The sequence below is a fragment of the Ignavibacteriota bacterium genome (assembly GCA_016713565.1).
In the GTDB taxonomy this organism is placed as follows: domain Bacteria; phylum Bacteroidota; class Ignavibacteria; order Ignavibacteriales; family Melioribacteraceae.
Map to the genome: position 1 here is coordinate 344,062 of JADJOX010000001.1, position 15,153 is coordinate 359,214.

Consider the following 15,153-nt stretch of genomic DNA (forward strand, 5'->3'; position numbering starts at 1 on the left):
AAATATCCTTTTTTTTTGTTTGATTATAATTTAAAAGTATATTTTCTACTGTAATTATTTTCTTTGGGAGAGTGAAATGGTCATTCTTGAAAAGCATACTATTGCCGAAGTTTTAAAAGAATCAGTGAAAAAATTTACTAACAATATTGCGCTTTCCAGTATTGACGGAAATGCTATTTCCTACAACGAATTAAGCAATAAAGTTCAGAAAATTTCCGATTTTTTAAGAGAGCAAGGAATTGTAAGCGGCGATAGAGTTTCTATTTTAAGTGAAAATACACCAAATTGGGCAATTGCGTATTTGGCAATAACAACAATTGGAGCCGTTGCGGTTCCAATTATGACAGAATTTCAATATGCGGATGTTCATCATATTCTTAAACATTCCGGCAGTAAAGCGGTATTTATTTCAGCCAAACTTTATGAAAAAGTAGAAGAAATAGATTTCGAAAATTTATCAATATTTATTTTGATTGATGATTTCAGTATTATTCCTCATAAAAAAACCACCGATATAATCAGCGAAAAATTAAAAGAAGGTAAAAGAGAATTCTCTAAAATTTTGGATGCGGCGTTAAAGTTTGTTGGTGTAAAAGATGAAAAGATAAATGAAGACGATTTGGCGGCAATTGTTTATACTTCAGGTACAACAGGTCACTCAAAAGGCGTAATGCTTACGCACAAAAACATAGTTTTTGATGCGGTTGCTACAACAGAATTTGTTGATATAAATGAAAAAGATAGAATGCTTTCGCAACTTCCGCTTGCTCACACAATGGAATGTACTCTCGGTTTAATTACGCCTATAATGGTCGGTGCCTCAGTTTATTATTTAGAAAAACCGCCCACAGCGGCAATCCTTTTGCCTGCGTTAAAAAAAGTAAAACCCACAATTATGGTTTCTGTTCCATTGATAATTGAAAAAATTTATAAAATGAAAATTTTACCCGAAATAAATAAAAAATCTATTACCAGAAATATGTATCGGTTTTCTATGCTTAGAAAAAAAATTAATAAAGTTGCCGGTAAAAAATTGCTCGATACATTCGGGGGAGAATTAAGAATGTTTTGCATCGGTGGCGCGGCATTGGCTTCTGATGTTGAAAAATTTTTAATTGAAGCAAAATTTCCTTACGCGGTTGGTTACGGTTTAACCGAAACTTCTCCATTGGTGACCGGTACTGATAATTTTAATGTAAGGATGGGCGCTTCTGGTACAGTACTTTATGGAATGGAAGTGAAAATTGTTGATCCCGATCCAATTACAAATGAAGGTGAAGTTTATATTAAAGGTCCAAATGTTATGAAAGGATATTATAAAGATCCTGATAAAACTGCTGATGTTTTAAGTAAAGATGGATGGTTTAAATCCGGCGACCTTGGTTTAATTGATAAAGATGGTTATTTATTTTTAAAAGGAAGATCAAAAAATGTGATTATTGGGAGCAATGGTAAAAATATATATCCTGAAGAAATTGAATCAGTAATTAATGAAAATCCATATGTTTTAGAATCGCTTGTTTTTGAATCGGAAAAAAAATTGATTGCAAGAGTACATTTGAATTATGAAGAATTGGATAGAGAATTTAATCTTCAAAATGTAAAGGAATTGGAAGCAAGGAAAAAAATTGATGATCTATTAAATGAAATTTTAATAACGGTTAATAAAAGAGTTTCAACATTTTCAAAATTAAATAAAATAATTGAGCAGCCCGAGCAGTTTGAAAAAACGCCGACAAAAAAAATTAAAAGGTATTTGTACAGTTAATTTTTTTTAGAGTTGTTATTAAGCGATTCAAAATATCTGCGAATCAAATCTTGATAATCTTTTGAATAGCCTTCTTTAACTGATTTCAACAGTTCTTCGCGTAAAATGTCTTTTGCCTGCTGATTCGAAAGTATTATTTTTTCTGGCGAGGTTAAATTAAAAACTTTACCTTCTTTCGATTCGCGTTTCTCCTCGTAATCTCTTTCATTAATTGATTTTTGAGCATCTAAAAGTTTTGAAAGGATTTTATCTTGTTTCTTTATAAGTTCATCATCAATTTTTTGAGTGTTCATTCCGGAAATAACTTCCTTCATATCATTTAAGACTGATTCCAAATTTGACGCAAGTTTTTTTGATTCACTTGATTCCTTTGCCTCTTTGTTTAAATCTTGCAGTGATTTTTGAACTGCGCCTTGCTGCTGTGCCAATCTTTGCAGTTGTGCTCTTTGCTGCATTGATAATTGACCGCCCTGCATCATTTTGGTTTGTCCGTTAAGTCCAAGCTGCTGCTGAGCAAGTTGTTGAAGCTGCTGCATTAAAGACATCATTCCGCCGCCTTGACCGCGGCCCTGCATCATACTTTGAAGAGAATTTTGCATTATTGACGCGGCTTCATTTAAACTTTTCATGGCTTCATTCTGATATTGCGTTGAACCCATTCCATTTTTATTTTGAAGACCGGATAAAGATTCCATCATATTTTTTTTCGCGTCTCCTAAAGCCTTTCCCATTTCCGGACTAACGGCAAAAGTTTTTTGTGAAAGCGCATCCATCTGCTTTAATACATTATCAAGATTTTGCTGAAGTTCCATTTGATTATGCAAAAAGTCTGAATATTGATTCTGCTGTGAATATGAATTTTCAACTTTATTTTTTAATTCTTCTTGATCTTTTGATAAATCAATCAAATTATCAATTGCTTTTAACATATTTTGCAAAACCATCGATTGATTTTTTTGCTGTATTTGCTGCTGCATATTCTGAAAATTATTTTTCATTGAAGACATATTCTGCGAAAGCTGCTGCTGGAATTGCATAGCATTTTCAAAATTTTGTTTTTGCAATTCATCTAATGATTTTTGAGATAACTCTTCATTCTTCTGTTCATTAAATTCTTTATTTGTTTCTTCCATCTGTTTACGCGGTGTATCTTCAACTTCATTCATTTTTTGAGTAAGAGATTGCATTTCGTCTTTTAAATCTGAAATATCTTTATCAATATTTTTCTGATCCTTCTCAAGTGTTTCAGACTTATTATTTTCATTCTTAGAATTTTGATTTCCGGTTTCTTTTTTAAGTTCTTCCAAATTTTCAGTAATGTTTTCTGTTCTTTTTATAAGTTCATCAATTTTTTGTTCAATTTGAATTTGCTTTAATAAGTTCATTGTTCTTTCAATGCTTTTCTGAAACATCTTTTCATTGGCTGAAAGATTTTCCATTGCGTTCTGAACTTTTTCTCTCATTAAATCTTTTAAAGATTCATTCAAATTTTGGAATGCTTTTTTTAATTCATCACTGTTCAATTCATCAAATAAATTCTGCAGTTCCTCATATTTTTTCATTGTTTCATCTGAAAGCATATTATTCTGTAAAAGTTTATTCTGCATATCTGCCAAATTCTCTTGAACATCTTCAATTTTTTTAGAAACTTCTTCAAACTTTTTTACCGCTTGTTCTATTCTTTCTTTTTCATTCCAATTTATTTTTGTTTCATTTTGCTTTAATTCATTTCCTATTTCATTAAGTTCTTTTTTTAGCTCCTCGGCTTCTTTTAATGTTTTTGTTAAATCTTCCATCGCGTTATTCTGCGTATTTTCTGCTTCGGCAAAAAGCTCGCTTAAAGAAGGGATTCTAATTTTAAAAAAATTACTTCTGGATTGTTTAGGTCCGCTTATGTTATCATTGTCAAAAATATCAATATAAAAGGTTATTATATTATTTTCACGCAACTGAACTTTTGATAAGTCCCAATTGTAAAAAAGTGTCTGTTCAAGTTCCGATTTGCTGAATGTCAAATTGATTTGATTAAAAGATTTATCAATTAATTCTTGTTCCGATTCTGAAATATTGTAATTCAATGTGCATTTTGGAAAATCCGAAATCATCTTTGATGTTATAATTTATGCTGACCAAATTACTTTGCGGAAGTATTGAACTTTGATCCGGATCGGTAATTTCAATTTGCGGAAATTCATCTTGAATAATATTTACAGAATATCGAATTGGATTTTCATTTTTATTATTGCTTGAATCTTCCACTTCAAAGTGGTAATTCATTTCATTTAATATTGTAAAGGAGCCGGCAACATTTTTTTCGAAATTGTTAATTTCTTTTTAAGACTATCATTCATAACTAGATTTGCATCTAAAATGTCTTTTGAGACTTTTAAGTTAAAATTAATTTTTGAACCTTTTAAAACGGATAAATTTCCATTATCAATTTGAACAGTTTTTGGGAGTTTGGAATATGATGGAGGAAAAATTTCCAAATCCAAATTTGTTATCAGCGGAATTGAAGTGACATCAATATTAAAAATATCTGACTTGTAATTTTTATTACCCGCAAAATACGAAAATGAATTTTTTATGTTTCTAATGTTTACAGAATAATTTTTGTTTGAATCTAAATAAAGAGATTGAGATACAAATTCACTTTGAAGTTGATTTTTAGTAAACAGCTCAACTATTTTAGGCGCGTTTCCATTTGCAGTAATTTTTATTAATACATTATCATTTTTATTAACTGAGATATTCCCGGGAAAAATATTAAGGGAAAATTCATTTGGTTTTAAATAAGATTTATTGAAGTGAAAAATTCTTTCTGTAGCTTCTCTGAAATCATTATTTAGAATTAAAAAAATTAATGTTGTAAAAACTGAGATTAGAAAAAATTTTGAATAAAATTTTAATTTAGAATAATCTACAACTTTTGCAAACGGCAGATTTTTTACGGAATTAAATACATCAAGAAATGCGGCATTTCTCAATTGATCTGAAGAATGTGAATCATCAGATTTTAAAAGTTGAATTGAGTTAAGCAGCTTATCTTTTACCTGCGGGAAATGCTGACCTATCTCTTTTGACGCGGATTCAATTAATTCTTGATTAGGCTTTTTGAAATATTGAATCAGTAATTTCAGAAAAGGAAATAAAGTTATTATCATGAAAAGCATTAAAATAATTATAAAAATTATTTTAATGCTTGGATTGAAATAAAAATGTGATTCCAAAAGCGCAAATACAAATAAAAGCAGAAGTGAAATGCCAAAATATTTTAAAGTGCCAATTGAAATTTCCCGTATAAAAATTAATTTAACATAATGAGAAATTTTCGAAGTAAGCAAATTTATATTGGATTCTTTTAAATTCATTCTTAATGTGTTAATGCGTAAATAATAATGTTTGTCCCAAATTTTAAAGCTTCTTCTCTTTTTTCATTAGGATCGTTATGCACATCCGGATTTGCCCAGCCATCACTCGGATTACTTTCTACTGTATAATAAATAACTATTCTCTTTCCCAAAAACAAACCAAAACCTTTTGGCGCTTTGTTATCATGTTCGTGAGTTTTGGGAGGTCCATGTTCAAATTTATAAAATGAACTATATATTTCATGATCAAAGGGAAGCTCAATCAATTCATTATTCGGAAAAACTTTTTTTATTTCCCTCCTGAAACTTTTATCCAATCCATAATCATCATCTACATAAAGAAATCCGCCCGCGGTTAAATAATCATTCAAATTTTTTGCTGCTTTATCTGAAAAAATAATATTACCGTGACCGGTTAAAAATAAAAACGGGTACGAAAATATATCCGAACTTTCAATATCTACAAATTTATAAACTTGATTTGTTTTAATATTTGTTTTGTCTTCAACATACTTTAAAAGATTAACTTCGGCAGAAGGATCATTATACCAATCGCCTCCGCCGGGATATTTTACACGTGCAATTTCAAAATATGGTGATGATTGAGCAATGAATTCTGAAAAAAAGATAATATATAAAAAAAGCAGTTTTCTAGGCATTTTCTATGTTTAAATTCTTAAAAGGTTTTTAACAAAATTAACAATAATACTACTTGCGGACATAATTTGTTTCCTATTTATTTGTGTGAGTTATATCACATTTAGAATTTTTTCGATATTAAATGTTATAATTTGAATCAACTTTGTGAATATTTTGAGAAAAAATGTCAACAAAATCATCTTTTTTTGGACGAATTTCAGCAAAACATAAGTACAAATTAGGTGATTGATTAAAAATCAGCTTAACTATTGAACACATAGATCGATTATAAAATATACTATTTAAAAACAATTAAATAAAAGATAGAATTATGAAAAAGAACTATATTTTGTTTTTACTTACCCTAATTCTCATTGCATTTGTTTCTGGTTGTGAAACTAAGACAACCGAAAACAACGATAATAACGATACAACCGATGCTGTTGTATTAAATGGGCAGGTTGTTGCAGCAGAAACAGGAAATCCTTTAAATGGTGCAATAATAAAAATTACCGACGGAACAACGGTTAAAGGGGCCACAACCGGAACAGACGGAAAATTTTCGGCAAGTTTTGAACTTGCATCGGATGCAGAATTAACTGTTATTGCATTCAAAGCCGGATATTTTCAAGATACAACCTCAATTTTGGGAATTGTAAATACTGAAATGGAAGTTCCAATTTTTCAACTTCAGCGGGATGAAAGCTCAAATGTTGCCGGATATTCAGGCAAAGCCGCATCAATATATTTATATTCTCAATCTGCAGAATTTGTTGGCGTTACCGCAAGCGGTGCTCCGGAAAACATTGATATTGTTTTTGAAGTTTCAGATTCAAGTGGAATTATTATTGGTGAAACCAATTCAATTGAAGTAAGTTTTAGATTTGGCTCTGCTCCAAATGGAGGAGAATATTTATATCCTTCTTCAGTTGTAACAAATGCATTGGGAAAAGCCGCCGTATCATTGAAAACCGGAACAAAAGCTGGCGTTGCTCAAATTATTGCGGAAGCAGTTGTTGATGGAAAACCAATTGCATCCAAACCTATCAGCGTTACAATTCACGGGGGTTTTCCGGATATGAATCATTTTAGCATCGGTCCCGAGAAATTAAATTATCCTTATTATTATAGAATTAACGATGAAGCAAAAGTTACAGTTTTAATTGGTGATAAATATTCTAATCCGGTTAGACCGGGAACTTCAGTTTATTTCAGTTCAGATGCAGGAGTAATTCAAGGATCAGCACAAACAAACGATATGGGGGTTGCAACCGCATCATTACTTTCCGGTTATCCGAAGCCGAATGATCCGACTTATGGACCTGGATTCTTCTTTGTATATGCATCGACTGTTAATGAAAATGAAGAGGAAATTACTTCAAGAACTAGAATATTATTTAGCGGTATTCCGATTGTTCATCTTTACCCAATAGATATTGATACACTAGGAAACGTATCTGAAGTTCAAACAATTAATATTGAAAACGGCGGAATTCAATCATTTAGATATACAGTTACTGATGATTTGGGTCATCCTTTGGCATCAGGTAATAATTATGCTGTAGGTGTGGCAACCGAAGGTGATGCTGGTGCAGCAGGCGATATTAATATTACTATGCCCGATACTCAAGAAGGAGCAACAGAATTTTACTTCGTTGTTCAGGATACTAAACCCGATGAACTTAAACCAGCTTCGATTACAGTAACGGTAAGTGTAAGCGGTCCAAACGGCAGAGCAAGCACTTCTGCTTATGGAATGACCAGATAACTAATTTTATTCATAAATGAGTATAAAAAGTCCGGCTTTGACCGGACTTTTGTATTTTTAAAACATATCAACATTGAATAAGCATCTCCATTTACTTATTTTAGCAATCTTAATTTTGATTAAAACTGGGAATATAAATGGATTTTAAAATTCGAACGCACACTTGCAATGATTTAAGAGAAAGTAATATTGGAGATTCTGTTGTTTTAAATGGATGGGTTGATAATCGTCGCGATTTAGGCGGTGTTATATTTATAGATTTAAGAGATAGATACGGAATAACTCAAATAGTCTTCGAACCTTCATTCAACAAAGATACACATGAACTTGGCAAAGTACTGAGAAGCGAATATGTAATTTCTGTAGAAGGAACTGTTAGAAAAAGACCTGACGGAACCGAAAACTCAAATCTTGCAACGGGAAATGTTGACGTAATGATTAACAAATTAATAATTCTTAATGAAGCAAAAACTCCTCCTTTCCCAATTAAAGACAATATTGATGTTTCTGAAGAGATAAGACTAAAATATAGATACCTTGATCTTAGAAGATCTAGAATGCAGAATAATATGTTGATTAGGCACAAGTTCTATCAAATAGCGAGAAAGTATTTTGATGAGAATAATTTTATCGAAGTCGAAACTCCGGTATTAATGAAAAGTACTCCGGAAGGCGCGAGAGATTTTTTGGTGCCGAGCAGACTTCATAAAGGTAGCTTTTATGCATTGCCGCAATCACCTCAAACATATAAGCAATTGCTTATGGTTTCGGGTTATGACAGATATTTTCAAATTGTAAAGTGTTTCAGAGATGAAGATTTGCGTGCGGATCGACAGCCCGAATTTACTCAAATAGACGTTGAAATGTCCTTTATCAATGAAGAAATAATTTATCAAATGGTTGAAGGTTTGATGAAAAAATTATACAAGGAAATTAAAGATGAAGATTTGACTCTTCCATTAAAAAGATTAACATATCAAGAAGCAATGGAAAAGTTTGGTAGCGATAAACCTGATACTAGATACGGCATGGAAATGGTGACTTTAAATAATGTTTTTTCAAAAACAGAGTTTAAAGTATTTAAAGACACTCTTGATAATGGCGGAATCATTACATCTTTATTAGCAAAGGAATGCGGAAATTATACACGAAATCAATTAGATGTTTTAACCGAATATGTGAAAAAATTGGGCGCCGGCGGATTGATTTGGATGAGAGTAAAAGAAGACGGTTTAGAAGCTCCCATTTCCAAATTTTTAACCGACGAGGAAAAAAATAATATTATTAGTAGTTTAAACGCCAAAGTAGGCGACCTGGTTCTTATTCTTTCCGGAACTAAACATAAAGCGCTTCCGATTATGGGAAATTTAAGATTGGAAATGGCAAAGAGATTGAACCTTTCACAAAATTTAAAAGGGGATGAACTGATTTGGGTTACTAAATTTCCCCTTTTTGAGTGGGATGAAGAAACACAGCGACTTTATGCTATGCATCATCCATTTACATCTCCTCAAAATAGTGATATTGAATATATTGAAAGCGAACCTCTTAAAGTTCACGCGAGAGCGTATGATTTAGTAATGAACGGAAATGAAATTGCAGGCGGCAGTATAAGAATATTTAATTCCGAACTACAGGCAAAAATGTTCAAAGCTTTAGGTATTTCGGACGAAGAAGCAAAGGAAAAATTCGGATTTTTAATGAACGCTTTTCAATACGGAGCACCGCCTCACGGAGGAATAGCATTTGGCTTGGATAGAATGGTTATGCTGTTTACCAATGAAAATTCTATTAGAGATTTAATTGCATTTCCTAAAACAACGAGCGGATTATCTTTAATGGACGAAGCACCTTCAATGGTGAATGATGAACAATTAAGAGAATTACATATTAGGTTAAGGAAATAACTTAACCAAACTCAAAATTAAACAGATAATTTTGATTTTTTTGATCTCAATCAAAAAATAATTATTGCTTGTAATAAAGTTAATTTCAAATGAAATTAAGCTGTCAATTTTTCGATAATATTTGGCAAGAATATTGATGAGAATAATATGAAAGTTATTTCTATTTAATTTTTGGGGGAAATGTGGGTCAGCAGCAATTACTTTTAATCATGTTGGGTGTTATTGTAGTAGGCGTAGCAATTTTTGTAGGCATTGGAATGTTTTCGGCAAATTCCATTGAACAAAAAAGAAACGAAATTATCAATGAATGCACAATTTTAGCAAGCGAAGCACAATTATATTATAGAAAACCTAAAGCTTATGGCGGCGGCGGCAAATCCTTTTTTGGCTGGAAATTACCAAAAGAGTTTAATGAAACGGAAGCCGGATTTTTTGTAAACACTGACATACAAGCAAATCAAGTAAAAATTACCGGTACGGGAAATGAACTGGTAACTGAAAATGATTCTGTAAAAGTTGAAATGACTGTCACTCCGGATTCGATAATGACAGAAATTATTAATTAGTTATCTGTAAAAACTACAGGTAAAAATTACCCCCATATTACCTTCTTACTGTACCATTTTGAAATATTTGAGAATATTAGCCAATTGTGGATCATTTTTATACATACCCATGTGATATAAATCACCTTTTCTAACAATTTTACAAGTTTTTAAACTTGGCACAGTTATTTCTTTTGTTAATCCAACATTAAATCTTTAACAAATACCATTAACAAACAAAAGGAGCTAAAATAATGGGTCAACAACAGTTATTATTAATCGTTTTAGGTGTTATCATTGTTGGTATCGCAGTAGTAGTTGGTATCAACGTATTTACAGCAAGCAGTAAAAATGCTAACAGAGATGCGGTCATCGCAGATCTTACAACTTTAGCTGCTATGGCTCAACAATATTATAGAAAACCAACAGCAATGGGCGGAGGCGGAAACTCATTCATTGGATGGGACGTTCCTAGTTCTTTATTAAGAACAGCTAACATGTCTGCAGATGTGACAATCGATGCTCAAACTGCAACTGGTTTAACACTTACTGCAACTTCAACTGAAACTGGCGCCGATGGTAGTGCTCCATTTACAGTAACAATGGAAGTACTAAAGAACGAAATTGACACAACATATTTTGATAATTTCTAAAAAAAAAATGATTTAATCCGATTATCAAGTAAACGTTCTTAATTTTTGAAAGGCTAATAGAGCGAAGTAAGGTAGTTTTATTAGCCTTCTTTATTAAAAAAAAGAGAAGAAGAAATTATGATAGAATTACGTTTTAACGCACTTAAAGCAAATGGACAAGCAATTTCCGGAACAATTAGTGCTCCTACTTTTGCCGCAGGTAAAAAGAAAATTCAAGAATTGGTTGAAAAGCACGGTCTGAAAACCAAATCAATTGAAAGAAAATCCACATTTATATTTAAAGTAAGAAAGGGAAGTGAAAAACCTTTTACCGGCGAACAAAAAGCATTCAATAAACAGGAAGTTGTTCAGGCTTTATCAAAATTGGGTTATAATGTAATTTCAGTAAATAAAAAATTATTGGAATTTAATTTAAAACCGCCTGCACAAGAAATTGTTTCATTCGTAAAAATAAGCGCAGAATTGTTAGATCAAAAATTACCTTATAGTGAAATTATGACTTTGCTTCAAAACGATCTTGAAAACAAAACTTTAAGAGAAACGTTAAAGCAAATTAATAATGAACTTAAAAAAGGTGCAGATAGTGAAGCAGTCTATTTGAAATATGAAGGCGTGTTCGGAAAGTTTACTGCTTACATGCTTGGACTGGCATCAAAAAGCGGTAACATGACGGAAATTTACCGAGCAACAGCGAAATTTTTGGAAAGACAACAGGAATTTAAAAAGAATTTAAGAAGCGCATTGATCACTCCTGTAATTACATTATTTGTTCTTTTTATAGCTGTACTTTTTTATGTAGGATATATTTTCCCGGAAACCGCAAAACTATTTTTAAAGTTTGATATCCCACTTCCTCCAATGACAGCTGCTACATTAGATTTTAGTGATTTTATACTTTCAAACCCTATTTTATTAACATTGGTAATATTTGCTCCGCCAATAATATTATGGCGATTTTCTAAAACCGAGAAAGGTAAATTTTTTCTCGATAGATATATGCTGAAGATTCCGATTATGGGATCCCTGATTCACAAAACAAATATAGAAGTTTTTTGCCGAGTATTTTACACTCTTTATACCGGTTCGGCAGACAGTATTGAACCTATTAGGATTGCCGCAGAAGCAACCGGCAACAGATACTTTGAAAGTCAAATTAAAAATGTCTCGATTCCACTGATGGTAAGCAAAGGTATTGGTCTTACGGACGCATTTGAAGCGAGCGGCATTTTTACACCTACAGCAATTTCAAGATTTCATTCCGGAGAAGAAACCGGAACAATAAAAAATACAGCAAAACAATTGGCAAATTATTATGAGAGTGAAACTGTATTTAGACTTAAAAATGTTATTGAAATGATTCAAGTTTTTATTGCAATGATAATTATGGTTGTTATGATAGGATTAACTTTAGTTTCTGCTGAAACAGCAACAATAAGTCCAAAACCACCAACAATGTAAAAAAAGTTGAAGAGCTGAAATGGTTGAAGAAAAATTAGAAATGACAGATAAGATTGGTTACCTCCTACTAAAAAAAGGGATAATCGATTTGGATATTCTCGAGAAAGCTCTTCAAATTAAAGATAAAGAATTTGGAAATGCCAAACGTAACTTGGGTCAAATATTAGTTCAGGAATTTGGCTTCGACCATGACGTTGTCTTTAGAGAAATAGCAATTCTTTATGCTTTCAAAGAGATTATATTCAATCCTTTAGAATATACTGAAGCAATAATTATCGAAATGCAGAAAATTTTGGAAGAAGCCGGCGAGGATGTTAAACAGCAGCTTTTATCGCATAAAGTACTTCCTTTTAAATTTGACGATAGAATAAGAGATAAACTTATTCTTGCGGCAATTGATCCTACAGATAGGTCACTTACTAAAATTGCGTATAACCTTAAAGCTAAAAAATATGAACTTAATTTTATAAAAAAGAAAGACTACGAAAAATTGGTCGATCTATTAGTTCCGAAAGAAAATGAGTTCATGCAGATGGTTGAATCTTCTGATGAAATAATGCAGGTTGAAATTGATGAAAACAACGTATCTGAGGAACAGTTAGATTCAGAAATAAATAAAAGCGCGTTAGTAAATTTAGTTGAAGCCGCTTTAGTAGAAGGAGTTAGAAGAGGTGTAAGTGATATTCATATAGTACCTAAAAGTGCAAGGAAAACAGAGATCCATTTTCGTCAAGACGGAAAACTGCAGTTATGGTATACACAAGATAACACATTGCCGGAAGCTGTTATGGCGGTTGTAAAAGATAGATCAAAAGGTCTTGACAGATTTGAACGTGAAAAAGCACAAGACGGATTCATTCAAAGACAAATTGATAATGTTGTTATTCGTTACAGAGTTTCAGTTTTACCTATGGTAGGTACAGAACTTAAAAGTAAATTTGAAAGTATAGTAATAAGAATACTAGATGATAGAAATGTTATAAAAGATTTAAGCAAACTTGGCTTAGTTGGTTATGCCAAAAAAGCATTCGAAAAAGCAATTAATCAACCGCAGGGTATGGTTATTTTGACCGGACCAACGGGAAGCGGTAAGAGTACAACACTAATTGCAGCATTATACCAAGTTATTGATCCCTCCGTAAATGTTCTTACTGTTGAAGATCCTGTGGAATATGTAATTGATGGTGCACGCCAATTGAAGATTGGTCATAAAATGAATTTTGAACAGGCTATAAGATCAATTTTAAGACATGACCCAGATATAGTTCTTGTTGGTGAAATGAGAGACAAGGAAACGGCCGAAACCGCTATTAAATTAGCAAATACGGGTCACTTAACTTTTTCAACATTACATACCAACGATGCGCCAAGTGCGGTTGCGAGATTATTTAAAATGGGAGTTGAACCATTTTTAATTGCTTATGCAATAAATATAATTGTTGCTCAAAGATTGATTAGAAGATTGTGTGAAAATTGTAAACGAAAAGTTACAGAATTTGATGCCGCTGAAATGGAAGCACATGGATTGAATGCTGAAGAATGGAAAAATTATGAAATTTATGAAGCTGTTGGATGTGAAAAATGCAATAAGACAGGTTATAAAGGGAGATTGGCAATACACGAAGCTCTTTATTTTTCTAAAGAAATTAGGGAGATAATTGTTAGATCCGGAAACGATGTTGATGAAGAAGCTATAAGGGTGCAAGCAAAAAAGGATGGTACATTAAACTTAAGAGATAACGGTTTTGAAAAAGCCAAAATAGGATTAACATCTATTCCTGAAGTAATTGCCGCAACAATGGAAGAATAAAAAAAAATGATAAATCATGCACTTGAAATATTATCAAAATTTGCGAAGTCTATTCCTGAAGCATATATCGGTATGGATAGGACAAATTATATAATAGAAAAATCTCAAGAATTAAGCATTAAAGAAAAAGATCTTCTTATAAAATTGATCAATCACATTTTAACAGTAATGGTTGATAGAGGAGCCTCGGATATTGAAATAGGCGGACCCGGATCTGGAAATTATATCTGGTTCAGAATTCAAGGGATTAAGCAGAGAATTAAAGATTTGCCAAATCTTAAAATTGAAGAAGCAACTTTATTGATTGCAGCTTTTTTAAATAAAAATCAACACCGTCATTTAATGGTAAACAGAAATTTGGATTTCAGTTATTCCTTTAGATACATAAAAGAAAATGTAAATGTTAGATTCAGAGCCGATGCTTATTATGATTTGGATTGTTTGACTTTGAACATGCGTGCCATTTCAAGTAAATTAAGAACAATTCAAAGTTATGATTTTCATCCATATGCATTGCAGGCAATGAGTCATAATTACATTAAATTCGGACTTTCTTTAATAACCGGTATAACAGGTTCGGGAAAATCAACTACTCTTGATGCAATAATTGATCTTCACAATCAAACGGTTCCTTGTCAAATAATAACAATAGCTTCACCAATCGAATTTGTTCATGCATCAAACCAATGCATAATAAAACATAGGGAAATTGGGAGAGATGTTCTATCATTTAAAGATGGTGTTTCTCAAGCATTAAGACAAGATCCCGATATTATAATAATTGGTGAAATGAGAGATCCCGATACAATTTTAGCTGCGCTAGAAGTTGCGGATACAGGTCATAAAGTATTTTCTACATTGCACACTTCTTCGGCAATTGAATCAATAGATAGAATTATTGCAGAAGTTAATCCGGTTGAACAAGAAAGGGTTAGAATGCGTTTGGCCGATGTTTTGGTTTCGGTAGTTTCACAAAAATTAATTCCAGGTTTGGATGGAAAATTAGTATTGGCAAAAGAAATATTGGTAGTTACTCCAAGTGTAAAAGCGGCTATCAAAAATAATAATACAAGTGAAATTTATATGATGATGAATCAAGGCGGGAACCTTGGAATGATTACAATGGAACAGGATTTAATGCGATTATATCAGCAAAGAAAAATTTCAAAAGAAAATATGATAGCATTTGCTAATAACAAAACAAGAATGCAACAATTATTTAAAGCGGTATAAA

The 15,153-nt window shown here is 32.0% G+C and carries 12 protein-coding genes; 8 read left to right on the forward strand and 4 right to left on the reverse strand.

Annotation, left to right across the window (positions count from 1 at the left end):
- Window positions 1-76 precede the first annotated feature (76 nt).
- Window positions 77-1,768, forward strand: a complete 1,692-nt coding sequence (locus tag IPK06_01495) for an AMP-binding protein (GenBank protein MBK7978690.1) — start codon at window positions 77-79, stop codon at window positions 1,766-1,768.
- On the opposite strand, the gene IPK06_01500 is transcribed toward IPK06_01495, so the two are convergent.
- The 4 genes from IPK06_01500 to IPK06_01515 are packed head-to-tail and all read right to left on the reverse strand — an operon-like array spanning window position 1,765 to window position 5,798.
- Window positions 1,765-3,846 (reverse strand): hypothetical protein, encoded by a 2,082-nt coding sequence (locus IPK06_01500; GenBank protein ID MBK7978691.1) that lies wholly within the window; start codon window positions 3,844-3,846, stop codon window positions 1,765-1,767. The two genes, IPK06_01495 and IPK06_01500, sit on opposite strands and share 4 nt — an antisense overlap.
- Window positions 3,806-4,045: a hypothetical protein gene (locus tag IPK06_01505; protein ID MBK7978692.1), complete on the reverse strand. Its 240-nt coding sequence runs from the start codon at window positions 4,043-4,045 to the stop codon at window positions 3,806-3,808. The genes IPK06_01500 and IPK06_01505 overlap by 41 nt, the downstream gene beginning before the upstream one ends.
- A gap of 5 nt (window positions 4,046-4,050) precedes the next feature.
- Complete coding sequence (locus IPK06_01510; GenBank protein MBK7978693.1) at window positions 4,051-5,139, reverse strand: hypothetical protein; 1,089 nt, start codon at window positions 5,137-5,139, stop codon at window positions 4,051-4,053.
- A 2-nt stretch (window positions 5,140-5,141) separates the two neighbouring features.
- Complete coding sequence (locus tag IPK06_01515; GenBank protein MBK7978694.1) at window positions 5,142-5,798, reverse strand: DUF4159 domain-containing protein; 657 nt, start codon at window positions 5,796-5,798, stop codon at window positions 5,142-5,144.
- Between the two features lie 311 nt (window positions 5,799-6,109).
- Between IPK06_01515 and IPK06_01520 the strand changes: the two genes are divergently transcribed.
- The 7 genes from IPK06_01520 to IPK06_01550 all read left to right on the forward strand — a co-directional run bounded on the left by IPK06_01520 (window position 6,110) and on the right by IPK06_01550 (window position 15,152).
- Window positions 6,110-7,546: an Ig-like domain-containing protein gene (locus IPK06_01520; GenBank protein MBK7978695.1), complete on the forward strand. Its 1,437-nt coding sequence runs from the start codon at window positions 6,110-6,112 to the stop codon at window positions 7,544-7,546.
- Between the two features lie 137 nt (window positions 7,547-7,683).
- On the forward strand, window positions 7,684-9,453 hold the full coding sequence (gene aspS / locus IPK06_01525; protein MBK7978696.1) for an aspartate--tRNA ligase: 1,770 nt from the start codon (window positions 7,684-7,686) through the stop codon (window positions 9,451-9,453).
- A gap of 182 nt (window positions 9,454-9,635) precedes the next feature.
- A complete protein-coding gene (locus IPK06_01530; GenBank protein ID MBK7978697.1) occupies window positions 9,636-10,019 on the forward strand; it encodes a hypothetical protein in 384 nt (127 codons plus the stop codon).
- A 233-nt stretch (window positions 10,020-10,252) separates the two neighbouring features.
- Window positions 10,253-10,651 (forward strand): hypothetical protein, encoded by a 399-nt coding sequence (locus tag IPK06_01535; GenBank protein ID MBK7978698.1) that lies wholly within the window; start codon window positions 10,253-10,255, stop codon window positions 10,649-10,651.
- 117 nt (window positions 10,652-10,768) lie between these two features.
- Window positions 10,769-12,109 (forward strand): type II secretion system F family protein, encoded by a 1,341-nt coding sequence (locus tag IPK06_01540; protein ID MBK7978699.1) that lies wholly within the window; start codon window positions 10,769-10,771, stop codon window positions 12,107-12,109.
- A gap of 19 nt (window positions 12,110-12,128) precedes the next feature.
- A complete protein-coding gene (locus tag IPK06_01545; protein MBK7978700.1) occupies window positions 12,129-13,919 on the forward strand; it encodes a type II/IV secretion system protein in 1,791 nt (596 codons plus the stop codon).
- A gap of 6 nt (window positions 13,920-13,925) precedes the next feature.
- The gene (locus IPK06_01550; GenBank protein MBK7978701.1) at window positions 13,926-15,152 is read left to right on the forward strand and encodes a PilT/PilU family type 4a pilus ATPase; all 1,227 of its coding nucleotides are present in this window, start codon (window positions 13,926-13,928) and stop codon (window positions 15,150-15,152) included.
- Window position 15,153: the final 1 nt, after the last annotated feature.